This is a genomic window from Pedobacter changchengzhani, from assembly GCF_004354365.1.
GTDB classification, from domain to species: Bacteria; Bacteroidota; Bacteroidia; order Sphingobacteriales; family Sphingobacteriaceae; genus Pedobacter; species Pedobacter changchengzhani.
Genome location: NZ_SJCY01000001.1, coordinates 475,413 through 500,745 on the forward strand (window position 1 = coordinate 475,413; position 25,333 = coordinate 500,745).

At 34.1% G+C, this 25,333-nt stretch carries 31 protein-coding genes; 24 read left to right on the forward strand and 7 right to left on the reverse strand.

Annotated elements, in window-relative coordinates:
* Positions 1-4: 4 nt before the first annotated feature.
* On the forward strand, positions 5-589 hold the full coding sequence (locus EZJ43_RS02065) for a YceI family protein (protein WP_133260992.1): 585 nt from the start codon (positions 5-7) through the stop codon (positions 587-589).
* 202 nt (positions 590-791) lie between these two features.
* Here the strand turns inward: EZJ43_RS02065 and EZJ43_RS02070 are convergent, their stop codons facing one another.
* Together EZJ43_RS02070 and EZJ43_RS02075 are read right to left on the reverse strand one after the other, a co-directional pair.
* Positions 792-1,559 (reverse strand): MBL fold metallo-hydrolase, encoded by a 768-nt coding sequence (locus EZJ43_RS02070; RefSeq protein WP_133260993.1) that lies wholly within the window; start codon positions 1,557-1,559, stop codon positions 792-794.
* The gene (locus tag EZJ43_RS02075) at positions 1,559-2,944 is read right to left on the reverse strand and encodes a Fic family protein (RefSeq protein ID WP_133260994.1); all 1,386 of its coding nucleotides are present in this window, start codon (positions 2,942-2,944) and stop codon (positions 1,559-1,561) included. The genes EZJ43_RS02070 and EZJ43_RS02075 overlap by 1 nt, the downstream gene beginning before the upstream one ends.
* Before the next feature lie 61 nt (positions 2,945-3,005).
* Between EZJ43_RS02075 and recJ the strand changes: the two genes are divergently transcribed.
* The 11 genes from recJ to EZJ43_RS02130 all read left to right on the forward strand — a co-directional run bounded on the left by recJ (position 3,006) and on the right by EZJ43_RS02130 (position 11,314).
* The gene (gene recJ / locus EZJ43_RS02080; protein ID WP_133260995.1) at positions 3,006-4,709 is read left to right on the forward strand and encodes a single-stranded-DNA-specific exonuclease RecJ; all 1,704 of its coding nucleotides are present in this window, start codon (positions 3,006-3,008) and stop codon (positions 4,707-4,709) included.
* 139 nt (positions 4,710-4,848) lie between these two features.
* On the forward strand, positions 4,849-5,589 hold the full coding sequence (gene lptB, locus EZJ43_RS02085; RefSeq protein WP_133260996.1) for an LPS export ABC transporter ATP-binding protein: 741 nt from the start codon (positions 4,849-4,851) through the stop codon (positions 5,587-5,589).
* A 118-nt stretch (positions 5,590-5,707) separates the two neighbouring features.
* Positions 5,708-7,225, forward strand: coding sequence for a GH3 auxin-responsive promoter family protein (locus EZJ43_RS02090; RefSeq protein ID WP_133260997.1), 1,518 nt, complete (start codon positions 5,708-5,710; stop codon positions 7,223-7,225).
* A 105-nt stretch (positions 7,226-7,330) separates the two neighbouring features.
* Entirely contained in the window at positions 7,331-7,963 is a 633-nt protein-coding gene (locus tag EZJ43_RS02095; protein ID WP_165953069.1) for a DUF2306 domain-containing protein, read from the forward strand.
* Complete coding sequence (locus tag EZJ43_RS02100; RefSeq protein ID WP_133260998.1) at positions 7,960-8,832, forward strand: YARHG domain-containing protein; 873 nt, start codon at positions 7,960-7,962, stop codon at positions 8,830-8,832. Before EZJ43_RS02095 ends, EZJ43_RS02100 begins: the two co-directional genes overlap by 4 nt.
* A gap of 51 nt (positions 8,833-8,883) precedes the next feature.
* Entirely contained in the window at positions 8,884-9,099 is a 216-nt protein-coding gene (locus tag EZJ43_RS02105) for a hypothetical protein (protein WP_133260999.1), read from the forward strand.
* Between the two features lie 76 nt (positions 9,100-9,175).
* Positions 9,176-9,577, forward strand: a complete 402-nt coding sequence (locus EZJ43_RS02110; RefSeq protein WP_133261000.1) for a hypothetical protein — start codon at positions 9,176-9,178, stop codon at positions 9,575-9,577.
* Between the two features lie 29 nt (positions 9,578-9,606).
* Complete coding sequence (locus tag EZJ43_RS02115) at positions 9,607-10,038, forward strand: YkvA family protein (RefSeq protein WP_133261001.1); 432 nt, start codon at positions 9,607-9,609, stop codon at positions 10,036-10,038.
* On the forward strand, positions 10,022-10,342 hold the full coding sequence (locus tag EZJ43_RS17595; protein ID WP_207924547.1) for a DUF2752 domain-containing protein: 321 nt from the start codon (positions 10,022-10,024) through the stop codon (positions 10,340-10,342). Before EZJ43_RS02115 ends, EZJ43_RS17595 begins: the two co-directional genes overlap by 17 nt.
* Positions 10,343-10,344: 2 nt before the next feature.
* Positions 10,345-10,803 (forward strand): CCC motif membrane protein, encoded by a 459-nt coding sequence (locus EZJ43_RS02125; protein WP_133261002.1) that lies wholly within the window; start codon positions 10,345-10,347, stop codon positions 10,801-10,803.
* Between the two features lie 100 nt (positions 10,804-10,903).
* Entirely contained in the window at positions 10,904-11,314 is a 411-nt protein-coding gene (locus EZJ43_RS02130) for a BrxA/BrxB family bacilliredoxin (RefSeq protein ID WP_133261003.1), read from the forward strand.
* Positions 11,315-11,608: 294 nt separating this feature from the next.
* Here EZJ43_RS02130 and cdaA read toward each other — a convergent pair whose 3' ends face one another.
* Positions 11,609-12,400 (reverse strand): diadenylate cyclase CdaA, encoded by a 792-nt coding sequence (gene cdaA, locus EZJ43_RS02135; protein WP_133261004.1) that lies wholly within the window; start codon positions 12,398-12,400, stop codon positions 11,609-11,611.
* Between the two features lie 180 nt (positions 12,401-12,580).
* Positions 12,581-13,435 (reverse strand): dihydropteroate synthase, encoded by an 855-nt coding sequence (gene folP, locus EZJ43_RS02140; protein WP_133261005.1) that lies wholly within the window; start codon positions 13,433-13,435, stop codon positions 12,581-12,583.
* Between the two features lie 93 nt (positions 13,436-13,528).
* Here folP and EZJ43_RS02145 point away from each other — a divergent pair, with 93 nt between their 5' ends.
* From EZJ43_RS02145 to EZJ43_RS02155, 3 genes are all read left to right on the forward strand, one after another.
* Positions 13,529-14,080 carry a DUF1599 domain-containing protein gene (locus EZJ43_RS02145; protein WP_133261006.1) on the forward strand — a complete coding sequence of 184 codons (552 nt, stop codon included), beginning with the start codon at positions 13,529-13,531 and terminating at the stop codon, positions 14,078-14,080.
* A gap of 45 nt (positions 14,081-14,125) precedes the next feature.
* On the forward strand, positions 14,126-15,277 hold the full coding sequence (locus EZJ43_RS02150; protein ID WP_133261007.1) for a BT_3928 family protein: 1,152 nt from the start codon (positions 14,126-14,128) through the stop codon (positions 15,275-15,277).
* Positions 15,278-15,343: 66 nt separating this feature from the next.
* The gene (locus EZJ43_RS02155) at positions 15,344-15,841 is read left to right on the forward strand and encodes a shikimate kinase (RefSeq protein ID WP_133261008.1); all 498 of its coding nucleotides are present in this window, start codon (positions 15,344-15,346) and stop codon (positions 15,839-15,841) included.
* Positions 15,842-15,931: 90 nt separating this feature from the next.
* On the opposite strand, the gene EZJ43_RS02160 is transcribed toward EZJ43_RS02155, so the two are convergent.
* Together EZJ43_RS02160 and crtD are read right to left on the reverse strand one after the other, a co-directional pair.
* Positions 15,932-16,330 (reverse strand): acyl-CoA thioesterase, encoded by a 399-nt coding sequence (locus EZJ43_RS02160; RefSeq protein ID WP_133261009.1) that lies wholly within the window; start codon positions 16,328-16,330, stop codon positions 15,932-15,934.
* 27 nt (positions 16,331-16,357) lie between these two features.
* Positions 16,358-17,842, reverse strand: a complete 1,485-nt coding sequence (gene crtD, locus EZJ43_RS02165; protein WP_133261010.1) for a 1-hydroxycarotenoid 3,4-desaturase CrtD — start codon at positions 17,840-17,842, stop codon at positions 16,358-16,360.
* A 95-nt stretch (positions 17,843-17,937) separates the two neighbouring features.
* Between crtD and EZJ43_RS02170 the strand changes: the two genes are divergently transcribed.
* The 3 genes from EZJ43_RS02170 to EZJ43_RS02180 all read left to right on the forward strand — a co-directional run bounded on the left by EZJ43_RS02170 (position 17,938) and on the right by EZJ43_RS02180 (position 19,520).
* A complete protein-coding gene (locus EZJ43_RS02170; RefSeq protein WP_133261011.1) occupies positions 17,938-18,144 on the forward strand; it encodes a hypothetical protein in 207 nt (68 codons plus the stop codon).
* Positions 18,145-18,302: 158 nt separating this feature from the next.
* Positions 18,303-18,698: a hypothetical protein gene (locus EZJ43_RS02175; protein ID WP_133261012.1), complete on the forward strand. Its 396-nt coding sequence runs from the start codon at positions 18,303-18,305 to the stop codon at positions 18,696-18,698.
* 126 nt (positions 18,699-18,824) lie between these two features.
* Positions 18,825-19,520, forward strand: a complete 696-nt coding sequence (locus tag EZJ43_RS02180) for a hypothetical protein (protein ID WP_133261013.1) — start codon at positions 18,825-18,827, stop codon at positions 19,518-19,520.
* A gap of 25 nt (positions 19,521-19,545) precedes the next feature.
* On the opposite strand, the gene EZJ43_RS02185 is transcribed toward EZJ43_RS02180, so the two are convergent.
* On the reverse strand, positions 19,546-19,908 hold the full coding sequence (locus EZJ43_RS02185; RefSeq protein WP_133261014.1) for a hypothetical protein: 363 nt from the start codon (positions 19,906-19,908) through the stop codon (positions 19,546-19,548).
* 89 nt (positions 19,909-19,997) lie between these two features.
* On the opposite strand from EZJ43_RS02185, the gene EZJ43_RS02190 reads away from it, so the two are divergent.
* From EZJ43_RS02190 to EZJ43_RS02215, 6 genes are all read left to right on the forward strand, one after another.
* On the forward strand, positions 19,998-20,900 hold the full coding sequence (locus EZJ43_RS02190; protein WP_133261015.1) for a helix-turn-helix transcriptional regulator: 903 nt from the start codon (positions 19,998-20,000) through the stop codon (positions 20,898-20,900).
* A gap of 38 nt (positions 20,901-20,938) precedes the next feature.
* Positions 20,939-21,922 carry a virulence protein RhuM/Fic/DOC family protein gene (gene rhuM / locus EZJ43_RS02195; protein ID WP_133261016.1) on the forward strand — a complete coding sequence of 328 codons (984 nt, stop codon included), beginning with the start codon at positions 20,939-20,941 and terminating at the stop codon, positions 21,920-21,922.
* Positions 21,923-22,094: 172 nt separating this feature from the next.
* On the forward strand, positions 22,095-22,205 hold the full coding sequence (locus EZJ43_RS02200; protein WP_133261017.1) for a phenylalanyl-tRNA synthetase subunit alpha: 111 nt from the start codon (positions 22,095-22,097) through the stop codon (positions 22,203-22,205).
* A gap of 328 nt (positions 22,206-22,533) precedes the next feature.
* On the forward strand, positions 22,534-23,946 hold the full coding sequence (gene rlmD, locus EZJ43_RS02205; RefSeq protein ID WP_133261018.1) for a 23S rRNA (uracil(1939)-C(5))-methyltransferase RlmD: 1,413 nt from the start codon (positions 22,534-22,536) through the stop codon (positions 23,944-23,946).
* Between the two features lie 203 nt (positions 23,947-24,149).
* Positions 24,150-24,557 carry a hypothetical protein gene (locus EZJ43_RS02210; protein ID WP_133261019.1) on the forward strand — a complete coding sequence of 136 codons (408 nt, stop codon included), beginning with the start codon at positions 24,150-24,152 and terminating at the stop codon, positions 24,555-24,557.
* Positions 24,558-24,645: 88 nt separating this feature from the next.
* Entirely contained in the window at positions 24,646-25,155 is a 510-nt protein-coding gene (locus EZJ43_RS02215) for a phosphoribosyltransferase family protein (protein ID WP_133261150.1), read from the forward strand.
* Positions 25,156-25,333: the final 178 nt, after the last annotated feature.

The window sequence follows — 25,333 nt, forward strand, 5'->3', positions numbered from 1 at the left end:
AATTATGAAATTAAAAATCGCTTCAATCGCTTTATTCGTTGCCTTTATTGCTTTGTCTGCTTTTAAAAGCAAAGAAAAAACCGATGCTTACATTGTGGATGCATCAAAATCGACAGTTACTTGGATTGGTAAGAAGATTACAGGATCTCACAACGGTACAATTATGTTGCAATCTGGCACCTTAAATGTAAATGGAAAGAATATAACCGGCGGTAGTTTTGTTATGGATATGACATCTATAAAAGATGCAGATGGAAGTGCTAAATTAGAAGGCCATTTAAAGGCCGAAGATTTTTTTGGTGTTGTAAAGTTTCCAACCTCAAATTTCGTAATTACTAAAGTTTTGGGTTTGGGTGCTAATGTAAAAGTAGAAGGTAATTTAACCATCAAAGGCATAACAAAACCAATAAATTTCCCTGCAATAATTAGTGTTAACAATGGTGTGGTTTCTGCTTTAGCTGGCAAAATTGTTGTGGATAGAACTAAATATGATATCCGCTATGGATCGAAATCTTTTTTCGATAGCATTGGCGATAAAGCAATTGACGATAATTTTGAATTGGCTGTTAAATTGGTAGCTAAGAAATAAGAGCCCCACCCAACCCTCCCCAGAAGGGAGGACTCATGGGTTATAAAAAGGTTTCAATTTTTTTGGAACCTTTTTTATTTCTATTTTTTCTTCAGAAAAAGGTATTTAGGTTTTATTTTACCCTAAACCCTAAACCCTAAACCCTAAACCCTAAACCCTAAACCCTAAACCCTAAACCCTAAACCCTAAACCCTAAACCCTCTTACCTTATCTTAAACCCGCCTTCAATTTCATCTACAAAGCCTGTTGCTGCGCTTTTGCCGTGGTAAAACAAACATTCCCAATTTTCTTCGGCCGCTCTTTTTCCAAATACCTTACGTAACTCCATCGCTTTTCTTCCGTCGAAATCGTATTTTGCTATAAAGTTTTTAACCAATTCTTCGGGTTCTGGCAAAACATCTCCACCAAAAAATATTTTCTCATTACCTTCTGATAATAGAAAAACTTGATGATATGGGCAATGTGCGCCTGTAAGTTCGTAGGCAATGGTTTCGTTCAAACTTCCATTTTCTTCTACAAAATGCATTTGCGCATTGCGCTGTAAAAAGTCGAAAATATCGGTGTGGTACGATGATGATTTACTGCTAAAAGCTTCTTCCCATTCGCCTCGGTTAATTACATATTCTGCATCAGGGAAACTCAATTCAAATTTACCGTCATCGTGATGATGAACCATTCCGCCAGAATGATCGTAATGTAAATGCGACATTAAAACTTTAGTTACATCTGTTGGGTCGAAGCCCGCATTGCGGATATTTTTATGTAAAATTAATTCGCCTTGATCATCACTAAAACCTAAGCCAGTATCGAATAAGATTAAATCGTTTTGCAACGCTACTAAAAATGGTTGCACATTGATGAATAAAGATGCTGGGCGATCTTTAAAGCTATGAATGGTGGAGTCGAACGGTACAAATTTCTTTGTTGCATCAACAGAATAGGTGCCTTCGAATAAGGTATGGACTTGCATTAGTTGTTAAGGTTTGTAGCTGATTTGATTTCGGAAATAATGTTTTTCATAACAGTTTTTACGATGTTGTTTATTTCAAAGTCTGTTAAATAACTGCCATATTGTTTTGTTATTAACTGCTCATTATTACTTGCAAGTTCTTTAGAAAACGAAATTGAATAATGTAAATCTTCAAATTTTATCTCAACACTAAAAATTAAATTTGTAATTTCTCTAATCTTTTTAAAAGCATCAAAATCCAGTAAAATAATAGCATCAACAAAACCATATTTTGTATTGTTAATTATTTCTTCATGAAATATATTATCCAAAATTACAACCTTGTTGAACTCCACAAGTTTAGGGATGGCATTTTCGTAATTGTTCCTGATGGCCAATGAGCCATAGGCACTTACTTCAACAAAAAACTCATTAAAGTCAGCTATTTTTTTTTCCAATGCCAAATATAATGGAATTACGCTCTTTATAATTGAATCAGCTTCAAGTTCATTAGTTCGAGTTAATTCAAAATGATTTGGCATCTGCTTCAAATCCTGTTTCAACAATTCCAATTCCTTATCTAAATCCTCATCCTCTTCAATATTTTCGCCTTTGGCCGCTTTAATGCTTAAGTTTAAACTCCATAACAATTGGTTGCCAATGTATTCTACAAAAGCATTCAAATCTCCTGTATCTGCTTTATTTAAAGCGAATAAATATTCTTTTTTCTCACTGCTTTTTATGATGATTAATGGCAAGTTGTTTTTTGCAAGCACATAATTCATCAACAACCTTGCTGTTCTTCCGTTTCCATCATCAAAAGGATGAATCCTTACAAAACGATAATGTAAGATGGCAGCTAAAAGAACGGGATCTTCAGTTCCATTTTTTTCGTTAAACCACTTAACCAATTCCTCAATTTCATTTGAAACATTTTCTGGAGCCGAATAACTAAATATCTCTCCATTGGTAAGCCTCACAGAATTCGGAGTTTTTTTGTATTCGCCTGGTATAATTTGTTTACGTGTAGGTTGTCCGTCTGCGGTAATTGCATCTTTCCAAAAAGGCTTAACTAAAAGTTTTTCGTTTAAACTTCTTATAAAATTTTCAGTTAAAGGTCTTTCTTCGTCGGCAGCTTCTTCTTGAATCATCTTTAAAGCTACATCATGCGCTTGCATTTCTTGGTATTCACGATAATCGTGTGTTCCTTCCGTCTGATCAAAAATTAATAACAATTCCGTTTCGCCATAAGTAAGGGTATTCCCCTCCAAATGATTAGAATTGAAATTAAACTCTAACCTAAATTTTTTATCAAGTGTGGCTTGATATTCAGGTTTTAAGGGTTTTAGAGAATTTAATTCCTCTGTTTTCCGTTTGATTTCAGACAAAAGGTTTTTCGAAAGCATTTTCTAAAATTTTAAATACCAATTTGTAAAAATGTATATTTACTGTTCGGAAACAAATATAATGGAAAAAAGATGGGTGCTGGCATCAATTTGCAATGATGATGCGGTAACAACAATAGCAGAACAGCTCAACATAGATCAATCACTTGCTCAAATTTTAGTACAAAGAAATATTTGCGATTTCGATCAAGCTAAAGATTTTTTCAGACCAGATTTGGCTCATCTTCACAATCCTTTTTTAATGAAGGATATGGATGTAGCAGTAGAAAGAATAGACGTTGCGTTATCTAATCACGAAAAAATTCTAATTTATGGCGATTATGACGTAGATGGAACAACCTCTGTCGCATTGGCTTTCAGCTTCTTTTCTCAACTTACCCCAAACATAGAATATTACATTCCTGATCGTTATTTGGAGGGTTACGGCATTTCTACAGCAGGAATTGATTATGCTAAAACAAATGGTTTCTCTTTAATTATTGCGTTAGATTGTGGTATAAAATCTATTGATAAAATTGATTATGCCAATAGTGTGGGTATTGATTTTATTATTTGCGATCATCATTTACCAGGTGATGAATTGCCAAAAGCAGTGGCAGTTTTAGATCCGAAACGGGAAGATTGTAACTATCCTTTTAAAGAACTTGCGGGCTGTGGAATCGGTTTTAAGTTGGCTCAAGCGTATGCCCAAAAACACAACCTGCCCGAAGATAGCTACCTGCAATACCTCGATTTAGTGATGGTCAGTATTGCTGCGGATATTGTTCCGGTAGTTGATGAAAATAGAATTTTGGCCTTTCATGGGTTGAAAAAATTAAATACAAATCCTTGCGAAGGTTTACGTGCTTTAATGGAGGTTTCTGGTAAAACGGAAAACTACACCATTACCGATGTGGTTTTTACTTTAGGCCCACGCATAAATGCTGCGGGTAGAATAGACCATGCAAAACATGCTGTGGCGATGTTGCTTTGTCAAGTAAATAGCAACGCATTGGAGCAAAGTGTAGATATCAATTCGAAAAATATAGAACGACGCACTTACGACCAAGACATTACCCGCGAAGCTTTAGCATTAATTGGCGAAAGTGAAGTTTTAATCAATAGAAAAACCACCGTTGTTTTTAACGAGAATTGGCATAAAGGCGTAATTGGTATTGTTGCATCTCGGCTTACCGAAAAATATTACCGACCTACAATTGTGCTAACAAAATCAAACGGTGTGGTTGCAGGGTCGTGCCGATCGGTAATCGGGTTCGATTTATATGAAGCACTTAGTGGTTGTGCACATTTACTCGACCAATATGGCGGTCATAAATTTGCTGCCGGTTTAACAATGCAAGAGCATAATGTAGAAGCATTGGCAACAAAATTTGAAGAAATTGTTTCTGCATCAATTACCGAAGAACTGCTTACACCAATGATTAGGATTGATGCTGAAATAGAACTTGCGCAAATTGATGGTAAATTTTTTAGGGTGATGGCGCAAATGGGGCCATTTGGACCAGAAAATATGGCGCCAATTTTTGTAACCAACAATGTATATTTGGCTCAAAACGCAATGAAAGTTGGGGCAAATCATTTAAAAATTAATATAAAACAACAAAATTCAGCTACTTTTGAATGCATTGCATTCGGTTTGGCAGATTTTGAAGAACTTTTGCAACTAAACAAGCCGTTTTCTGTTTGTTATACCATAGAGGAAAATGTGTGGAGAGAGAAAAGGCGCTTGCAAATGAATATTAAGGGAATTAAGTTAGAAAGTTAAATACCAATCGTCATGCTGAACTTGTTTCAGTATCTTTTTAGAAAGACCCTGAAATAAATTCAGGGTGACGCTATAGATAAATATACATGGTTTGGTTTACCGTAAATCGTAAATCGTAAATCAAAAATCGTAGATATAAATGATATTAAGAGCCGAAAATCTCGTTAAAAAATATAAGCAACGTACCGTAGTTAGCGACGTTTCTTTCAATGTTAGTCAGGGAGAAATTGTTGGTTTACTTGGGCCAAACGGTGCAGGAAAAACGACTTCCTTCTACATGATTGTGGGTTTAATTAAGCCAAACGAAGGTCGTATTTTTTTGGATGACAAGGATATAACCGAAGACCCGATGTACCGTAGGGCACAAAAAGGCATTGGTTATTTGGCGCAAGAGGCTTCTGTTTTTAGAAAGCTAACTGTTGAAGATAATATTTTGGCCATTTTAGAAATGAGCAATTTAAGTAAAGAGGAGCAAAAAGATAAGCTCGAAGAGTTAATTAACGAGTTCAGTTTGCATAAAGTGCGTAAAAACCGTGGCGATTTACTTTCTGGTGGCGAGCGGAGACGAACAGAAATTGCTAGAGCTTTAGCTGCAAACCCAAATTTTATTTTATTGGATGAGCCTTTTGCTGGCGTAGATCCAATTGCGGTAGAGGAAATTCAAAGCATTGTAGCCAGGCTTAAGCACAAAAATATTGGCATTTTAATTACCGACCACAACGTGCAAGAAACCTTATCTATTACCGATAGAGCTTACTTGCTTTTTGAAGGTAAAATTTTAGAACAAGGCGTGCCAGAGGTTTTAGCCGAAAACGAAATGGTAAGAAAAGTTTATTTAGGTGCTAATTTTGTATTGAAGCGTAAAGATTTTGGCTATTAATTATTTATTAAGAGGTTAAGCAGGCGCAATATGAATTTAGATAAGCTAATATTAAAACAAATAAATTTGTGTTTATCTGTGCACATCTGTGGTATAAATTCAATATTTACTTGGTAATATGGCATTTGTAAATTCACTTTTTACTTGGCTGATGAAAAAGCGCATCCATCAGATCGAGCTTTTTATGAAATACCCTCACGATGTGCAGGAAGAGTGGTTTCATAACTTAATTGATAGCGCACAGAGTACTGAATGGGGGAAGTTGTACGATTATAAATCAATACTTACCGTTCAGCAATACCAAGAACGTGTTCCGATTCAAAATTACGATTCATTAAAGCCTTACATTGAGAGGATGATGGCCGGTGAGCAAAATATTTTGTGGCCATCGGATATTAAGTGGTTTGCCAAATCATCAGGCACCACAAGCGATAGAAGTAAATTCATTCCGGTTTCTGAAGAAAGCTTAGAGGAATGCCATTTTAAAGGTGGTAAAGATATGCTTTCTATTTACTGCAATAACCGTCCGGATAACCAAATGTTTACCGGAAAAGGATTGGTTCTTGGTGGCAGTCATCAAGTGAATCAACTAAACGAAGATTGTTTTTACGGCGATTTATCAGCTGTGCTGATTAAAAACCTGCCAATTTGGGCCGAATATTACCGTACGCCAGATATGTCTATCGCCCTGATGGATAATTACGAAATTAAAATGGACCGGATGGCTGAGGCAACCATTCAGGAAAATGTTACTAGCATTTCTGGTGTACCTACGTGGACAATTGTTTTGGCTAAAAAAGTGCTAGAGCTTACTGGGAAGCAGAATTTGATGGAAGTTTGGCCGAATTTAGAGTTGTACGTTCACGGTGCTGTAAATTTTGCGCCGTACCGCGAGCAGTTTAAACAGCTCATTCCGTCAAAATCGATGTATTATTTGGAAACTTACAATGCATCTGAAGGATTTTTTGGCATTCAAGATCAAGATAATTCGGAAGAAATGCTTTTAATGCTTGATTATGGAATTTTTTATGAGTTTATCCCGATGGAAAACTTTTGCGAAGAAAACCCGAAAGCTTTAGTTTTAGATGAGGTAGAATTGTACAAAAATTATGCGCTCGTTATTTCTACAAATGGTGGTTTATGGCGGTATATGATTGGCGATACCATTCAATTTACATCAATTTCTCCGTATAGAATAAAAATTACAGGTAGAACCAAGCACTTTATAAACGCTTTTGGCGAAGAAGTAATTATTGATAATGCGGAACAGGCTTTGGCAAAAGCTTGTGCAGAAACAGGTGCGAAAATTAAAGATTACACTGCTGGGCCAATTTATTTTAAAGATGAAAATGTGGGCGGGCACGAATGGATTATCGAGTTTGATCAGTTGCCAAACGACTTTGAGAAATTTATAGACGTAATGGATGCGACGTTGCGCGAAGTAAATTCTGATTATGATGCCAAACGATTTAATGATATGGCCTTAACGCGACCTAAAGTGCATATTGCACCAGAAAATACTTTTTACAATTGGCTAAAATCTAAAAATAAACTCGGCGGACAGCATAAAGTGCCACGTTTGGCCAACGAACGGAAATATGTAGATGATATTTTAGCAATGATAAAATCACTATAAGTAAGTATTTTAATACCCATTAACATTTGGTAATATTGATTGTTAAATTGGATTGAAGGGGCATGGTTTTTTATGGCTTATTGATTTAACTGTAACGCATTTTTAATGAAAAGTAGTTTAAATTTTGGGCGAATAACATGGTTGCTATTTTTGGTCTATTTTTTTGTGCTCATGTTTCAAATTACGTTGCGCTACATTCCAACAAAAAGTGATGTATCCTTTCTGCAAATTAAACAAACTGAGGTTTCTGGTATAAAATTTTATCTGCCAATATTTTATATACACGTTTATAGTGCGCTATTTGTATTGTTGGCGGGTTTTACACAGTTTAATTCGACCATTTTACGTAATTATCCAAAAATCCATAAAGTTGCTGGTTATGTATATGTTGCCACTGTTTTGCTTTTTACTGCGCCATCAGGTATTTTTATGGGCTGTTTCGCCAATGGCGGATTAATGGCAAAAATATCATTTGTACTGTTGGGCGTTTTATGGTTTAGTTTTACGTTTAAATCAATTTTATACATCTTAAAAGGTGAAATTATTGCGCATAAAAATTTTATGATTAGAAGCTTTGCCTTAGCAACTTCTGCATTTACTTTACGGTTATGGAAAGTAATTTTGATACATTTCTTCCATTTAGCGCCAATGGATGCATATCAAATTATTGCTTGGCTGGGTTGGATTCCAAATTTATTAATCGCCGAATGGCTCATTAAGAAAAAAATAACGCTATGAAAAAAATCTTATTAATTGCTTGCACTTCAATTTTACTTTTTGCCTGTAATGGTAAAAAGAAACCTACAGAAACGCCACAAACAACCGAACCGACCGTTGCAACTATAGTAGAAAACCATAAGGAGCTTTACGGTTTTTGGGTTGGAGACTTTGTTAGTAATGATGAGGAAGACTTTATGGAGAGTTATTTGGATAAGCTGAATATTACCATAAAACGCATAAGTAAAGATAGTGTGTTGGCTCAAAGTGTAGTTTTTGGAAATAGCCGCCCGTTAAAAGGCACAATTGATACGAACAAAACAGAATTTAGCTTTATTTTAGATGAGCCCGCAACGAAAAAAGGTGATGGTAGGTTTAAATTTAAGCTTAGAAAAGATACTTTAATTGGAACCTGGGTTTCTTTCGATAAAAAGAAAACACGAGAATTTAAATTGTTGAAAAAGAATTTTGTTTATGATGCCAGCCAAATGCTATCTGGAGAGGATAGATTGGTAGATTGGTTTACTTACAAGCAAAAAACCACAATCGCCACAAATGACGGTGTAAAAGACACCACCGTAAATACACTTTTTCGAAGTACAACTGATAAAATTTTTAAAATTAATGCATCAACTACGGAATTGAAGGAATCGGATGTGAAGAATTTAAGAAAACTAGAACTTCAAATTTTGAAAAATACAATTTTTGCTAGGCATGGTTACGCTTTTAAGAGTGAAATTTACCGTCAGTTTTTTGATCCTCAAGATTGGTATGTGCCCGTTTCGGATAATGTTAATAATGATTTAACTGCTATCGAACATCAAAACATTGCTTTATTAGATCGTTTTATTAAGTATGCAACAGATAATTACGATTCTTTTGGCCGATAATTTGTATCGGGAATTATTGATTATATTTGTTTTGGTTCTAAAAATCTAAGTATGGAAGCTCCAGGAAAATTAACTAATGTACAGCTTGAGTTGTTAAAATTATTTCAGTTTAATTTGCCAGAAAATCAGCTAAGGGATATTAAAGAAATGTTGGCTAAATATTTTGCAACGGCTGCATCTAATGAGATGGATAAACTTTGGGATGAAAATAATTGGGATGAAAATACAATTGATTCTTGGAAAAATGAGCATTTAAGGAAGAAGTAAAAGCAATGAAAGTAGTTTTAGATTTTAATGTATTTTCTTGTTTCAATTTCTAATTTAAAGTAGTTTTAATGTTGATATGAAAAGTCTAAATTTTCTTTTTTTATTACTCTTATACAACCCACTATTTGCGCAAGTAAAAGAAAGTTATAAAGCGCAGATTGCCTATCGAATTGTAGAAACATCACCCGCAGTGAAAAAATACACAAAAGGGTTAGGTGAGCGGGTAGTTAAAAACGGAGGGCAATCTTATGGGGTGATGTTAGATAGCAGTCCGAACCCTAAAACTGATCCTTCTCAAAGCTATAGTAAAACATACGATTTTAATTTGCATGAAAGCTATAAAGATAGAATGCCGATATTGGCAAGGTTTGTGTTTGATCCTAAAAAGCAACAACTATACGAATACGACACGGTTAAAGATCAGTTAATTGCAATTGCATTCGATAAATCTTTGTTAAAATTGTTCAATAAAAAATAGTTTTAAAAACTAACCCATAGAAAAAGAGCATGAAATTAAATAGGCAGAAAATATTATCCTTCTTTAAAAAATCACAAAATAGAGCAACCGTTATTCTTCAAGATAAAACAAAAGCCAGCGCCACTATTAAAGATGCCTTGGGAAAAGCAGTTAGCAATAAGGGAGAATTGGAAGGCGTTTGGTCTAAATTGGTTTTACTTTTTGCGGTATCTAAAGATTATGTAAACGGCGATTATACAGAAATTCCAAAACGATCTATAATTGCAATATTGGGAGGCTTAATTTACTTTTTATCTCCAATTGATGTGATTCCCGATTTTATTCCTGTTTTAGGGTTAATTGACGATGTATTTGTTTTAAATTTGGTGTACAAACAGGTAGTTAAAGATTTAGAGAAATACAAAATTTGGAAAGATCAACAAGATGGAAGGATCATTAATATAGATGCTCCATCAAAATAATACTTTTTTCGATTGGTTGAGTAAGCATTTTTTGGCCTGCCCTTCAAAAGCACTGCTTGGTTTTGATTGCCCAGGTTGTGGTTTGCAAAGATCTGTTTTGGCATTATTACAGGGTGATGTTGTTCGGTCCCTTCAATTATATCCTGCCACGATGCCACTCACATTTTTGATAATCTTCACCCTCCTACATTTAAAATTCAATTTTAAATTTGGTGCGCAACTTATAAAAATTTTATTTATCGGTATTGCTTCCATAATTTTAATCAACTACATTTACAAGATATACACTCATAATCTTTATTAACAATGTCAGAAGAACAAGAATTGCCCCAAGGCGAAAAGCCTATTGAGCCTATAAAAAGTGAGTCTTTTCAGCCAAATAATGGGCCACCAATAATCCCTCCTCCATTTCAACAACCACCACCTTTTAGTAATTTTGGCTACGGTGGACAACAAAATTTACCCAATTCTACGCCAGCTTTAGTAATGGGAATAATAGCCCTTCCGGCTTGTTGTTTTTACGGTGTATTCGGGTTAATTTTTGGTATAATTGCTTGGGTTTTGGGCGCCGGCGATGTGAAAAAATACCATTTAAATCCTAGTATGTACACAGAAGCATCATACAAAAATGCTAAAGCAGGTAAAATTTGTGGTATGATTGCAACGATATTGAGTGCGCTATTTATCGTGTTTTTCGTCTTGATAATAGTTGGCTTAGTATCCAATCCCCACATGTTCGAAAGCTTTTTTAGAAATCTTAAATAATTGAGTTTAATTTTACCTTGAAAATATAAATCGAATGGCCTTAAGCCATTCGATTTTCTTATTTTTGTAGTTATTAAATTATTAGATAAAACCAATCAAAATGTATCCAGAATATTTAGTAGAGCCAATGCGTAAGGAATTAACTAACGTGGGTTTTGAAGAATTAAAAAGTGCACAGGAAGTTGATGATGCTATAAAAAGCGAAGGAACTGTTTTAGTGGTTGTAAACTCTGTATGTGGTTGTGCCGCTGCAAATGCTCGTCCTGCAGCCAGAGCCGCAGCCGCACACGAAAAACACCCTAATAAGTTGGTTACTGTTTTCGCCGGAATGGAAAAAGAAGCAGTTGATCAAGTTAGAAATTATATGATGCCTTTTCCACCGTCATCGCCAGCAATGGCTTTGTTTAAAGATGGTAAATTGGTGCACATGATAGAACGTCACCAAATTGAAGGCAGACCAGCGCAGATGATTGCCGATAATTTAATTGGTGCATTTGAGCAGTATTGCTAATCTTTTTTGTTAGATAAAGATAAAGGAGCAAAGATTAAAGACCTCGTGTTTTTAATCTTTGCTCCTTTTTATTGAAGTGAGTATTTTGAATTTGCTATTTGAAGCATCGCTAAAGACCTGTTTATTCAAGTTATTGGAGGAAGATTCCTCCAAAGTTGCGATGACAGCGTTTACTAGTTTTTACCTAACGAATAGGATAAGAATTCTTCCATTTTGGCATTCAGAACGTTGAATTTGAGCGCTTAATTTTTAGAAAGTATGTCTTTGCTCTTTAATCTTTGTTCCTTCTTCTTCCTAAAAATCCTTATTTAAAAGTTTTTCAAGTTCTCCAAAAGAAACATTCATCCTCACCCTACCTTGTTTTGCGTAAGAGATTTCGCCAGTTTCTTCTGATATAATTACAGCAACAGCATCGGTATTTTCAGAAACGCCAATTCCGGCCCTGTGTCTTAAACCAAATTGAGAAGGCAATTGATCGTTATCCGTTAAAGGCAAAATACAACTGGCACTTTTTATTTTATTTTCTGCTATAACCACAGCTCCATCATGCAACGGACTATATTTTTGGAAAATACTTTCTAATAAACGTTTGGAGATTTTTGCATCAACCGCCTCGCAACTATTTGCAAAATACTGTTCATCATAAAATTTAACGAACACAATAAGCGCTCCAGTGCGGGTTTTTTTCATGCTTTTGCAAGCATCAATTATTGGTTTTATGCGCGCCATGTTGTTGCGTTCAATCTCTTTTCGACCGAATAAATAACCCCACCAAGCTTTGTTTTTTTGTAAAAAGGTATTTTTGCCAATTAGCAATAAAAAACGCCTAATTTCTTGCTGAAAAATAATGATAAGCGCAATAATGCCAACGCTCATAAATTTATCGATAATTGTAGTAAGCAACTCCATGTGGAGCATTTTCACAGCCCAATAAAATAGCGAAATTACGAACATACCCACCAATAAATTTACGGCCAGGGTGTTGCGTATTAGCGTATAAACGTAATAAATTAATAGGGCTACCAAAAGTATATCAACAATATCCGTGGGCGATACTTTTAAGAAATCGAAATCAAAACCTTTCATCAAGGGCAAGATAGCGAAAGCGTTTTCGGTTTACAATTTTCAACTCAGAAAACAGCGATGTTATTAAATTAGACTAAAGCTTTGTTGTTAAATTAGACTAAAGCTTTGTTGTTAAATTAAGCGACGAAATCCATTTGGCACCATCTGACTAACCAACTAAAAAACCAAAAAACTAACCAACTAACCAACCAAACTACCAACCAACTTTACAACTTCCATAGCCTCTTTTACATCGTGTACCCTTAAAATTTTAGCACCTTTTGTAAGTGCAATCGTATTTAGTACTGTTGTTCCGTTTAAGGCATTGTCGGCTGTAGTTTCTAATGTTTTATATACCATGCCCTTACGAGAAAATCCGACTACAAGCGGTAGATCAAATAACTTTAAATCTGCTAAACGATTAAGCAGTGTAAAATTGTGTTCCAACGTTTTACCAAAGCCAAACCCAGGATCTAAAATTACATCGTGTACATTAAATGTTTTCAATAGAGCCAGTCTCTGCGCTAAAAAATCTATAACATCCACTAAAACATCATCATACACAGGATTTTGTTGCATCGTTTTTGGCGTGCCCTGTATATGCATCATAATATACGGAACTTGTAAATTTCCTACGGTTTCGAACATGGCTTCATCCAAAGTGCCTGCCGATATATCGTTTATTAAATGCGCGCCCGCTTTAATTCCTTGCTCGGCAACTTCAGCTCTAAAAGTATCAACTGAAATAATTGCTTCCGGGAATTTAAGCGCAATGTTTTCGACAATTGGTAAAATCCTTTTTAATTCTTCACCCACAGCAACATCATCGGCACCCGGCCTTGTAGAATATCCTCCAATATCAATAAAAGTAGCACCTTCTTTTAAAAATTGTTCAGTTTTGGTTAATGCTTCATCAATAGATTTTGTTCGGCTATCGCTGTAAAAAGAATCAGGCGTTAAGTTTAGTATAGCCATAACTTTAGGCATACTTAAATCTACCAGTTTTCCTTTTATATTTAAGGTATGCTTAGCTTCAAAAAAGTTAATTTCTGCCATAATTAGGCCTATCGGGATTTGGGTTTCAAATAAAAATGTATCTTTAGCTTTTTGTGTTCAACAAACAAAAATACATTAAATACTAAATAATTAATGGCCTTGATACAAACAAATACGAGTTTAGAATTTGATGAGGTGATCGCTGTTTGCAGATCTTTATTCTTAAAAAAGACTAAAGACTATGGCACAGCTTGGCGGATTTTGAGATTGAGGTCCATAACTGATCAGATCTTTATTAAAGCACAGCGAATTCGTACACTTGAAGATAAGAAAGTGAATAAAGTTGGCGAAAATATTACTTCAGAATATATTGGTATAATAAATTACTGTGTTATTGCCATGATGCAGTTAGAATTTACAGAACAAGATGCTAACGAACTGCCGTTTGATAAAGTTGAATCGTTGTTTGAAGAGAAAATTAGAGAAACCAAAGATTTGATGTTTGCTAAAAACCATGATTACGGCGAAGCGTGGAGAGATATGCGCATCAGTTCGTTAACAGATTTAATTTTGATGAAGATTTTTAGAGTGAAGCAGATTGAAGATAATGAAGGACAAACATTGGCATCAGAAGGCGTAAAGGCAAATTATCAAGACATGTTAAATTATTCAGTTTTTGCATTAATTAAATTAGGCGTTAAATAAGCAATTTATAAATCAAATAGATTTTTTGCATCATTTTACATGTACATGAAAAATAAGTTCCTTAGCTTTTCCCGAATTTTTGTTGGTTTACTTTTTATTTTCTCTGGTTTAATTAAAGCAAATGATCCGCTAGGATTTGGCTATAAATTACAAGAATATTTTGAAGTTTTCCATTTAGATTTTTTAAGTGGCGCCGCAACAGGAATTGCAGTTTTACTTTGCACTTTAGAAATTGTATTAGGGGCTTTTTTACTTCTAGGCTTTTGGGGTAAAAAAGTTGCTTGGGGTTTATTGCTTTTAATTATCTTTTTTACGCTGTTAACTTTCGTATCTGCAGCGTTTAAAGTGGTGGCCAGTTGTGGTTGCTTTGGTGATGCCATTCCGCTCACACCATGGCAATCGTTCGGGAAAGATTTAATCTTATTAGTCCTAATCGTTTATATTTTTATAAAAAAGGATTTAATCCAACCACTTGTTACAAAAAAATCTACTCAATTGGGTATTGCAACTGTAATCACTGTTGCATCTTTAGCATTTGGGTTATTTACCTATAATTTTTTGCCGATAATGGATTTCTTGCCATATAAAATTGGCGCAAATATCCCTTCGTTAATGGTTATTCCACCGGGGGAGAAGCCAGATGAATACCAAATCATGTATCACCTTAAAAATAAACAAACTAAGGCTGAAAAAGACATGACAGACAAAGAATATTTGAAGACGGAAATTTGGAAAGATGCCAATTGGGAAATTATTGGTGACCCTGGAAGAAAGCTTATCAAAAAGGGTTTTGAACCAAAAATTAGAGACTTAATTATTACCGATGCTTCGGGTACCGATTATACAAAGGAAATTATAGAAAACCCTTACTACAATTTGGTTTTTGTAGCCTATAACTTGCACGATACGAATGAAAATGCGATTGGTAAATTGAATGCACTGGCAATGAATGCAACACAGCAATTTAATATTAGGAGCGTGTTACTTACTTCATACTCTGCTGTAGATGCTGCTGCATTTGTAAAACAATACAACTTATTTGCTGAGATTTTTTATGCCGATGCGGTTCCGCTTAAAAGTATGGTAAGGGCTAATCCTGGAGTTTTACTAATGAAAAATGGCGTGGTTGTTAATAAATGGCATTTCCATACCGTGCCAAGTTTTGATGAACTTTCTAAAAAATACTTCGCGAACTAAAATGCCTAAAAGGTTTTTCCAATCTGTACAGATACAAAATTTAAACTCGTAAAAAATTATACAGGAATGAAGGTTTTTTTAGTGGGCTATATGGGTTGCGGTAAAAGCACCAAAGCAAAACAGTTGGCTAATAAGTTAGGCTGTAGCTTAATTGATTTAGATGCAGAAATTGTTGCTGAAACAGGAAAAACAATTTCCGAATATTTTTCCGAATACGGGGAAGATGGTTTCAGAAATTATGAAAGCGAGTTGCTTAAAAATTTCGATTATCCTGAAAATTGTGTAATTGCTACAGGCGGTGGTTTGCCTTGTTTTTTCGATAATATGGATTGGATGAATGCAAATGGCAAGACTGTTTATTTAGACATGGAACCGGCTCAATTGGTTTCTAGATTGCAAAAAAGAGAAAAACGACCGTTAATTGCAGGTATGGATGATGCGCAATTATTAGCATTTATTAAAGTAAAACTTGAGGAGCGCAATCCGTTTTATAAAAAGGCAAGGGTTATTGTTGATGCCTTTGATTTAGACGTTGAAACGCTCGAAAGTAGGTTGGTTGGTTAGTTTTTTTGGTTCCAAACGGATGACTTTGTTTTCTCTAGGCAACCTGTCCAAAAATCCAAAAACTAATCATCCAAAAAACCAATAATAATACTATTCCTTTTCTTGCTCAAATTGCTGTTCTATAAATTTTATTTCAGTTTTTCCATGTGGCGAAGGTTCACCATAATCGTTGATGTTTACAAATACAATTTTATCGATTGTTAAAATACTTTTTCGGGTAATTTTGTTCCTAACTTCGCAGCACATGGTAATAGAAGTTGTGCCGAATGAGATTGCTGTAATACCCATTTCTATAATATCGCCTAACTTGCCAGAACTTACAAAATTAATTTCCGACATATACTTGGTCACTACTTTTGGGTTTTCGAGCTGAACAATGGCATAAATCGCTGCCTCTTCATCAATCCATTTTAAAAGATTACCACCAAATAAACCGCCATTTGGGTTTAAATCTTCGGGTTTTATCCATTTGCGTGTGTGGAAATTCATAATTTTTATTTTAATAAAGCTACTATTTTAAGATTTTGGAATCTTCAGGTTTTCGTCAATAATTTTTGCAGAAAGTAATGCCAACGGAATACCTCCACCAGGATGAACACTGCCACCGCAGAAATACAAATTCTTAATTTTTGAAGTAAAGTTGGGATGTCTTAAAAAAGCAGAAAATTGATTGTTAGCGCTATTTCCATAAAGTGAACCTTGGTAAGAACCGGTTTTAATTTCGAGACTTCTTGGATCTAAAATCTTTTCACAAATAATGTGTTCGGTTAGATCTATTTTTAAAGCTTTATTAATTTTATTTATAATTTGAGCTTTTGCTTCTGCAATAAGCTTATCCCAATTCTGGCCAATATTTGCTGGAACATTAATCATCACAAACCAATTTTCGCAGCCTGTTGGGGCATCTTCCTTTAGGTATTTAGATGTAATGTTAATGTAAACTGTTGGATCGTTATAAATTGTTTTTTCGTTCCAAATCGCATCAAATTCTGCTTTGTAATCGGCTGCGAATAAAATATTGTGTAAATCTAATTCTTCAAAAGTTCCCTTTACACCCCAATAAAAAATGAGTGCAGAACTGCTTCGCTCTTGGTTTAACAATTTTTTCGGGGCTGGAATCTCTTTAAGTAAATTTTTATAAGTGAACCATATATCAAGGTTAGAAATTACGATGTCTGCTTTTTGAATTTGCCCACCGATTTTAACACCTTCTGCCTGCCACCCTCTGCCTTCCGCCTTATATACAATTTCATCAACTTTCGTGTTGAAAGTAAAGTTTACGCCTAAATCTTCAGCAAGTTTAACTAAAGATTTGGTAATGCTGTACATTCCTCCATTAGGTAAAAAAGCACCAAATTCATATTCGAAATGCGGAATTACATTTAACGTTGCAGGTGCTTGATAGGGGTTTGAACCATTATAGGTTGCATATCTATTAAAAAGCTGTGTAACTCTATTATCTGTAAAAAAACTTTCGTTTGCTTTGGCTTGCGTTCTAAAAGCGTCAATTTGGCCAAACCTAAAAACTGATTTTACCGTATCCCAGTGTAAATAGCTTTTAACTTTATGAAGTGTTCGCTGTAAAAAAACCTGATTGGTTACATCATAAATGGTTTTGCTCTTTTGCAAAAACCGATGGATTTCTTTTGCCGAAGATTCAGTTTTCGAATCAATTTCCGCAGCAAATTTTTTTACATCCGCATAGGCGGTTAAGCGTAATCCATCCTCATAAAAATAGTTGCAAATTTCATTAAGTTTTTGGTATTCGAAATAATCTTTCGGGTTTTTTCCTGCCAACGTGAAAAGTTCATCAACATATTGTGGCATGGTAAATAAACTTGGCCCGGCATCAAACCTAAAACCATTCATTTCAATTTCTGCAAGTTTACCTCCCGCGTGTGTATTTGCTTCAATTACTTCAACTTCATAACCTTTTACTGCCATTCGTATTGCAGATGCAATCCCGGCAATCCCGGCTCCAATAATTATTGCTTTTGGCATGTGCGAAAATAGGAAAATAAAAATATTTTTTAACTACGACATATTTTGTCGTAGTATGAGTTTATATTTGTGCAAGTATTTAAACTATGCAATTTATGGAAGTACCAAAGCCGATTTTAATTAATCTAAAAGAAAATATAAGTGAAAATTTACAAATTATGAATAACAGCTTCTTGGCAGAGAAAAGAAGAATAACGCACTTAAAGGAGTTGTGTGTTAAATGCGAATATTACGAAATGGTTGCGAAGCTTCGAGATGTAGATAAAATGATCGATGAGTTGATTGGCGTAATTAGTAAATAATCTGTTTCACACGGATTAAAATTAGATCATGAACCCAGCGTGAGTGACTCTGATAATCTGATAGCATTTTAATTATGCGCTGATATTGAGTATAAACGTACTTTTCATTGCATAAAATCTGACACTATTTAAATGATTTTTTAAAAAATTAAAGCAGTATGAATCTTCATTTCCCACATTTACCAAATAACTTTCTTCTATCTCTTTTGTACAAGCCAGAATTTGCCGAATCGCTCGCATATTTGGTCGGTTTTAGACATTATACTGATTTGAAAATTATTCCTAGAGAGCATTCAATAGAAGTGTCGAACGGCGAAATTGTTATATCAGTTATTATTTATTCTGATTATCAGTTGAATGAATATATAGATTTAAAAGCACGAAAAAATGTTCACATTGTTTGCTTTAGTAGTGTTATTCCAGAAATGCTGGAGTTTGAAGGTATCGATATTAAATATATAGATAAGTTGGCTTGGCTATTTACGATTATGTCTAATTCTAAAATAGAATATGTGCAACATTTAAATCTTTTAAGAAATTTAAATATTCATTAACAAAGAATGTTTTAGCAATGTTTATTGAAATATGTTTTAGTAAAATTATCTTTTAATAGTATATATTAGTGAAACGGATTTAGCCGAAAACCGATTAGAGTAGGCAAGTATTTAAATTAAAATCTTATGAATACGGAAGAATTAGACAAATCATTAAAGGAACTTGAGGAACTAACATGGATGCCTTGGGTAGGAAGCGAATATTTAAATGCAACAACAGAAAACAGGGTATTATTTATTGGAGAAAGTCATTATTTTAATGATTTGGAAGATAAAATTTCATATGAAGATAAAAATATTACAAGAGCGATTGTCAATGATATGGCCTTAAAAGGAAATAGACATAAATCTCCATTTTTTGATAACATTCATAGAATGATTTTTGGCGCTGCAGATTTAACTGAAGAACAAAAGATGAAGTTTTGGAATAATATTAGCTTTTATAATTTTATTCAAAAGCCTATGGATTCTAAAAACGGTAGGCCAAGACAGGGAGATTTTGAATTAGGATGGAAAAATTTTTACGAATTGATTGAAGTTTTGAAGCCAACAACATGCATTTTTCTGGGAATATTAGCTGGAAATCATTATGGTGCAGGTGTGAAATACTGTAATGATTACACTCTGGAAGTAAAGGGTTGGAAGGAATTTTCTTTTGGGCGAGGTAAATCAATTCATATAGAATTATCTCAAAAGGATAAGGAGGAAACCAATTTGTATTTTGTTCAACACCCAAGTAATTATTTTAGCCCTACAAAATGCAACGAATTTCTGACGTTGAAAGATCCAAAAACAATGCAATGGCTTAAAGATTTGATCTAAGTAATTTATATTAAATTTTAGAAAATTATGAACTTTTCAAATTTTCCAAAATCCCTTGCCTAACCACCCAAGCCCTAAACTTAAAATATTTCGGACTTAGTTCGCTGTTAATTTCCCTTTTCAATAATTTGGAAAGGGAAATTTTGGCTTTTTCAGTACAGGATACCTGTTGTTCTTTGGTAACCCCAAGCATTTTTATTAATTTTAAAATCATAAGCTCTTCGCTAGCGATTAGTTTTTCAATTTTACTGTTATCTCCGTTTTTAATTTGATCGAACAATTCTTTTTCCTCTTCATAACTCAATTCTTTTGCTGAAGCTATTTTTATAAGTTCATCCAAATCCAAATCTTTCGGATGAATGTGGGTTTTTGGTTTTAACTGCCTCATAACGTAAATTTATTTTCTTTTTCAAAGGTAATTTTCATGTCCGACATATTATGTCGTAGCCTATCTTTATCTTTATAAAAACTTAAATTATGGCTCACATTAAAATTCAGCTTCGCCAAAGTGCGATTGTAAAAAAGCTAAAGAAATTTCCTGCAACGCTTAAAGAGATAGAAAGTTATTTAGAACTAGAATCTGAAATTTTCGGATATAACTTAATAACCTGCAAAAAAACTTTTGAGAGAGACATTGCAAGTATTCGCGTGGTTCAGGGTATTTCGATAGCATACGATTTTTCTACAAAGAAGTATTATATTCAGGATAACCAAAATAACGAGCACAACAATAGAATGCTCGAAGCCTTTGATACATTTAATGCGTTAAATTTAAGTATCGAATTATCTAAATACTTACAATTTGAGAATAGGAAATCAGCTGGAATGGAATATTTTCTCCCTTTGTTAAATGCAATTAAGAATCAAAAAGAAGTAAATCTTTCTTATCAAACTTATTGGGATAAAACGCCATCAATACGCAAGGTTGAGCCTTATTTACTTAAAGAATTTAATAACCGTTGGTATTTAATCGCAAAAGACATTGCAAAACAAGCCATTAGAACTTATGGGTTAGACAGAATAACGAACTCGGATGTAACCAAGAAAAAATTTATTCTCCCTGAAAATCATCACCCAGAAAATTATTTTAAAAATAGTTTCGGTATAATCAGTCGAGATGGGGAACAGCCGATACAAACGATAATTTTATTGTTTGATGAACAACAAGCCAAATACATTAAGTCAATGCCTTTGCATGCAAGTCAGGTGATTTTGAAAGATACCGGCGATGAACTTTTAATCCAACTAGAAATGTACATTACATTCGATTTTGAAATGGAACTTCTTTCTTACGGGGAACATGTAGAGGTTATCGAGCCAATGGTTTTAAGAGATTCTTTGAAAAATAAATTACAAACAGCTTTAGATTATTACATCTGATTTGTGATATCAAACTAAATATTATTTAACTTAACGTAATGAATAAAGGCGAAATTATCATCTACAAAACAGACGAAGGTCTTCCTTCGATTGATGTAAAATTAGAAGGAGATAAAATTTGGTTAACCCAGCAACAGATGGCGTTATTGTTTGACAGAGATTATAAAACGATTTCTAAGCATATAAACAATATTTTTAGAGAGGGTGAATTGGTTAGAGATTCAGTTGTCGCAAAAAATGCGACAACTGCCAGCGATGGTAAAATTTATCTGGTAGAGTTTTATGCTTTAGATGTTATAATTTCAGTCGGTTATCGTGTGAAATCAAAAGAAGGCACAAAATTTCGCATTTGGGCAAATCAAATTTTAAAAGATTATTTGCTTAAAGGTTATGCATTAAATAATAAATTATTAACAGAAAAAACGAAGCAATTTGATGAATTGAAACAAGCCATTAAACTGGTTGGCAATGTTCAAAATAATCAATTGCTTGGAGAAGAAGAACTGAAAAGTACGTTTAAAATCCTTACAGATTATGTTTATGCGTTAGATATTTTAGATCGTTACGATCACCAGCAATTAGAATACACAGTATCTGATTTAAAAGGAGATTTTAGAATTGATTATGATGCTGCTATTGATGCAATAAATGATTTGAGAGTTAAATTTGGTGGAAGTAAACTTTTTGGAAATGAAAAGGATGATTCTTTTAAAGGCTCGTTAAATACAATTTATCAAACTTTTGATGCGGAAGAATTATATCCAAGTTTAGAAGAAAAAGCTGCGCATCTTTTATATTTCGTTGTAAAAAATCATTCTTTTTCTGATGGGAACAAACGCATTGCAGCTTTTCTATTTGTTTGGTTCTTAGAAAGGAATAAACTTTTATACAATGAAAATGGAAATAAACGTATCGCCGATAATGCACTGGTTGCGTTAACATTGTTAATTGCAGAGAGTGATCCGGTCGAAAAAGAAATGATGATTAAGGTGATTGTTAATTTAATCAATTATAAAAATTAAGATTAACGCCTTAGTTGAAAATCGATTAACAACCTATTGTTGAGTATTGCACCCAAAAAGTTAATCGAAATCTAAATTTCTTCATTTGTTTTCTCATCGTAAATTTTAAAATACCATTTTGGTTTTTGGTTCAAAATTTGTATTATTGTTAAAATAGAGAGGTTTTTTTGTCATGAGTAAAGAAATATTAGCATTTTCAGTAGAGGTAGATGAAAAGTTTGATCTAAGTTTTAATTGGGTAGATGGTTTTTGGGCTACAGCACTTAAATTCTTTGGTAAATAATTTTTTCAATCTAAATTTTTAACTGCGAGCAATTTCATTGTTCGCGTGTTGCGTTTGCGCAATGTTTTTTCTCCAAACCCCAAAGGAGCTTTTAAAAGTATGGCGCTTTTTTTTAGCGTCAATATTTGTTCGTTACTTCTTAATTTTGGCCTTTTTACTTTGGTCTTTAGTCTTTAAGCTTTGGTCTTTCTGCTTCAAGCTTTGGTCTTTAGTCTTTCTGCTTCAAGCTTTGCGCTTAATCTTTGCTCTTTAGTCTTTAAGCTTTCTGCTTTGGTCTTTAGTCTTTCTGCTTTGGTCTTTCCGCTTTTAGCCTTATATTTGCCAAATAATGAGTAGAAAAAAACCAGGCGTTATCACTATAATTCCAAACGTACATATAATCGATATTGCAGAAGAAGGTAAGGGCGTTGGCAAAGCCGATGAATTAGTCATTTTTGTTGATAAGGCTGTGCCGGGTGATGTAGTGGATGTTCGGTTGATGAAAAAAAAGAAGAATTTCGCAGAGGCAATAATTGATACATTGCATGAGAAATCTGATTTACGGGTAGAGCCATTTTGTCCGCATTTTGGTACTTGTGGCGGTTGCAAGTGGCAACACATGAGTTACGAAGCCCAACTAAAATTTAAGCAAAAAAATGTTGAGGCTGCATTACAGCGCCTTGGCAAAATAGATACTTCGGGTATTGAGCCAATTTTAGGTTCGGTTAAAAATAGATATTACCGCAATAAATTAGAGTTTACTTTTTCTAATAAGCGTTGGTTAGAGAAAATCGATATGGAGCGAGATGAGGAATTTGATATGAACGCTTTAGGCTTCCATGTTCCATTGCGTTTTGATAAAATTTTAGATATAGATCATTGCTATCTGCAAGAAGAGCCTTCAAACTCAATCAGAAACGCAGTGCGTAATTATGCAACTGAAAATAACATCTCGTTTTACGATTTACGCAATCACGAAGGCGCTTTACGCAATCTAATCATCCGTACTTCATCTACCGGCGAAGTGATGATTGTAGTTGTATTCGCTTATCCGGAGCAAGAGCAGGTTGATGGTTTGATGAATTTTCTGAAGGCTGAATTTCCGCAAGTAAATGCTTTGCTTTATATCGTTAACCAAAAGAAAAACGATACTATTTTTGATCAGGAAGTAATCACTTTCGCTGGTAGAGATCATATTTTCGAAGAGATGGACGGCATCCGTTTTAAAATAGGAGCGAAATCTTTTTATCAAACCAACTCCGATCAAGCTTTCGAATTGTATAAAATAACCAGAGATTTTGCCGATTTTAAAGGCGATGAACTGGTTTACGATTTATACACTGGCGCAGGAACAATAGCAAATTTTATTGCTAAAAACGTTAAGCAAGTGATTGGTGTAGAATATGTGCCAACGGCTATTGAAGATGCAAAATTCAATTCGGAATTAAATGGAATTAGCAACACCCAGTTTTATGCTGGTGATATGAAGGATATTTTAACTTCGGAGTTTATTGCAACCCACGGTAAGCCTGATGTTGTAATTACCGATCCACCAAGAGCTGGTATGCACGCCGATGTTGTACAGCGTTTGCTGGAAATGGAAGCCGAAAAGATTGTGTATGTAAGCTGTAACGCCGCTACGCAAGCAAGAGATTTAGAATTATTAAAAGATAAATACGATGTCGCAAGGATTAAACCAGTAGATATGTTTCCGCATACGCAACACGTAGAAAATGTAGTTTTATTAAGGTTGAAGGGTTAAGACTGAGGTTGAGACCGAGATTGAGGTTAAGATTGAGACTGAGGTTGAGACTGAGGTTGAGGTTAAGGTTGAGACCGAGACTGAGGTTAAGATCTTGAAGGTTAAAATATTAGATAAAATTTAAAAGAGTGGATGATTAATGGATCGGGTTGGACAATGCATTTAAACCTCAGTCTTAACCTCAACCTCAAATTATTTGTTAAATGGATAGAGAAGAATTATTAAGCGCAACGCCAGAAGATAGCGGAGAGCCGCAAAAGAAAAAGGAAAGTCCGCTGGTTAGTTTAGAAAAAGATTTAGAATTTTATGCCGATGCGATAAAAGAAGTGTCGATTGAAATTATGGTAGAAGGGATTTCAAAAAACCCAATTTTTATTGCGCATCAACACGAAGTGAGTATTGGCGAAGTAATTCTAAATAAAGAAGAGCTGGGCACCGATTGGACTATCCAAGCTTCTACTGTAGAAGAGTTTGTTGAAAAAGGCATTATTAGTAAAGAAAAAAGAGAACCTTTTTTACGAGCGTATAAAAAGCCAGAAAATTTTATGTGCGTATTTGTTATTGTGCCAGAAGGTGCAAATTTTATTTACTATCCATACAAAAATGATTAAAGCTAACTCGAATTTTTACAATTAATTGAAATTGTTTGAATTTTATGCTTAAAATCGTTCTTTTTGTATATAAACCCGCTTTATGAAAATGGCTACATCTCAATTACTTATTTTAAATAAAAAGCAAATACAACAAAAGATAGATCGTATTGCCTACCAAATTTTGGAAGATAACTTAAATGAGAAAGAAGTTGTACTTGCTGGTATTTGGGATAGAGGCTATAAAATTGCTTTGCGACTTGAAAAGGTTTTAAAAGAAATTGCCGATTTCAAAATTACAATGTTGCGCATAGATTTAGAACGCGAAAGCAGTAAGTTGATTGCCAAAACGGATTTAGATGAAAGCCATTGGAAAAATAAAGTGATTATCATTGTTGATGATGTTTTAAATAGTGGTAAAACTTTAGCATATGGATTGGGTGTTTTCTTAAATACACCGCACAAAAAAATCCGAACGGTGGTTTTGGTAGATAGAAGCCATAAAATTTTCCCGATAGCGACAGATTTTGTGGGCGTAGAACTTTCAACTATTTTAAAGGAACATGTGGATGTTATTGTTGATGTTGCAGGTGAGGAAGATCGGGTTTATTTGAGCTAATGTTATGCGTATTACGAATGTGTCTTTCCTATTTCTATGTATCGCCCTCGTTTGTAACGATGATGTTTGAAGACAGCGATTACATCGCGATAAAACTATCTTTTGAAGTTTAGAAATATGCTTTTCGTTATAAAACACCACTTAAATTGGTAATAGCAATTTTTTGTTTATCTAACAA

Coding starts and splice junctions, on each gene's coding strand:
- EZJ43_RS02190 (WP_133261015.1), top strand. CDS start 19,998: ATGGCTCACATTAAAATTCAGCTTCGCCAAAGTGCGATTGTAAAAAAG.
- EZJ43_RS02210 (WP_133261019.1), top strand. CDS start 24,150: ATGGATAGAGAAGAATTATTAAGCGCAACGCCAGAAGATAGCGGAGAG.
- rlmD (WP_133261018.1), top strand. CDS start 22,534: ATGAGTAGAAAAAAACCAGGCGTTATCACTATAATTCCAAACGTACAT.
- cdaA (WP_133261004.1), bottom strand. CDS start 12,400: ATGAAAGGTTTTGATTTCGATTTCTTAAAAGTATCGCCCACGGATATT.
- EZJ43_RS02155 (WP_133261008.1), top strand. CDS start 15,344: ATGAAGGTTTTTTTAGTGGGCTATATGGGTTGCGGTAAAAGCACCAAA.
- EZJ43_RS02095 (WP_165953069.1), top strand. CDS start 7,331: ATGAAAAGTAGTTTAAATTTTGGGCGAATAACATGGTTGCTATTTTTG.
- EZJ43_RS17595 (WP_207924547.1), top strand. CDS start 10,022: ATGCTCCATCAAAATAATACTTTTTTCGATTGGTTGAGTAAGCATTTT.
- EZJ43_RS02215 (WP_133261150.1), top strand. CDS start 24,646: ATGGCTACATCTCAATTACTTATTTTAAATAAAAAGCAAATACAACAA.
- recJ (WP_133260995.1), top strand. CDS start 3,006: ATGGAAAAAAGATGGGTGCTGGCATCAATTTGCAATGATGATGCGGTA.
- EZJ43_RS02070 (WP_133260993.1), bottom strand. CDS start 1,559: ATGCAAGTCCATACCTTATTCGAAGGCACCTATTCTGTTGATGCAACA.
- rhuM (WP_133261016.1), top strand. CDS start 20,939: ATGAATAAAGGCGAAATTATCATCTACAAAACAGACGAAGGTCTTCCT.
- EZJ43_RS02175 (WP_133261012.1), top strand. CDS start 18,303: ATGAATCTTCATTTCCCACATTTACCAAATAACTTTCTTCTATCTCTT.
- EZJ43_RS02185 (WP_133261014.1), bottom strand. CDS start 19,908: ATGAGGCAGTTAAAACCAAAAACCCACATTCATCCGAAAGATTTGGAT.
- EZJ43_RS02065 (WP_133260992.1), top strand. CDS start 5: ATGAAATTAAAAATCGCTTCAATCGCTTTATTCGTTGCCTTTATTGCT.
- EZJ43_RS02130 (WP_133261003.1), top strand. CDS start 10,904: ATGTATCCAGAATATTTAGTAGAGCCAATGCGTAAGGAATTAACTAAC.
- EZJ43_RS02075 (WP_133260994.1), bottom strand. CDS start 2,944: ATGCTTTCGAAAAACCTTTTGTCTGAAATCAAACGGAAAACAGAGGAA.
- EZJ43_RS02090 (WP_133260997.1), top strand. CDS start 5,708: ATGGCATTTGTAAATTCACTTTTTACTTGGCTGATGAAAAAGCGCATC.
- EZJ43_RS02110 (WP_133261000.1), top strand. CDS start 9,176: ATGAAAAGTCTAAATTTTCTTTTTTTATTACTCTTATACAACCCACTA.
- EZJ43_RS02125 (WP_133261002.1), top strand. CDS start 10,345: ATGTCAGAAGAACAAGAATTGCCCCAAGGCGAAAAGCCTATTGAGCCT.
- EZJ43_RS02160 (WP_133261009.1), bottom strand. CDS start 16,330: ATGAATTTCCACACACGCAAATGGATAAAACCCGAAGATTTAAACCCA.
- folP (WP_133261005.1), bottom strand. CDS start 13,435: ATGGCAGAAATTAACTTTTTTGAAGCTAAGCATACCTTAAATATAAAA.
- lptB (WP_133260996.1), top strand. CDS start 4,849: ATGATATTAAGAGCCGAAAATCTCGTTAAAAAATATAAGCAACGTACC.
- EZJ43_RS02180 (WP_133261013.1), top strand. CDS start 18,825: ATGAATACGGAAGAATTAGACAAATCATTAAAGGAACTTGAGGAACTA.
- EZJ43_RS02150 (WP_133261007.1), top strand. CDS start 14,126: ATGAAAAATAAGTTCCTTAGCTTTTCCCGAATTTTTGTTGGTTTACTT.
- EZJ43_RS02115 (WP_133261001.1), top strand. CDS start 9,607: ATGAAATTAAATAGGCAGAAAATATTATCCTTCTTTAAAAAATCACAA.
- EZJ43_RS02200 (WP_133261017.1), top strand. CDS start 22,095: ATGAGTAAAGAAATATTAGCATTTTCAGTAGAGGTAGATGAAAAGTTT.
- crtD (WP_133261010.1), bottom strand. CDS start 17,842: ATGCCAAAAGCAATAATTATTGGAGCCGGGATTGCCGGGATTGCATCT.
- EZJ43_RS02105 (WP_133260999.1), top strand. CDS start 8,884: ATGGAAGCTCCAGGAAAATTAACTAATGTACAGCTTGAGTTGTTAAAA.
- EZJ43_RS02145 (WP_133261006.1), top strand. CDS start 13,529: ATGGCCTTGATACAAACAAATACGAGTTTAGAATTTGATGAGGTGATC.
- EZJ43_RS02170 (WP_133261011.1), top strand. CDS start 17,938: ATGGAAGTACCAAAGCCGATTTTAATTAATCTAAAAGAAAATATAAGT.
- EZJ43_RS02100 (WP_133260998.1), top strand. CDS start 7,960: ATGAAAAAAATCTTATTAATTGCTTGCACTTCAATTTTACTTTTTGCC.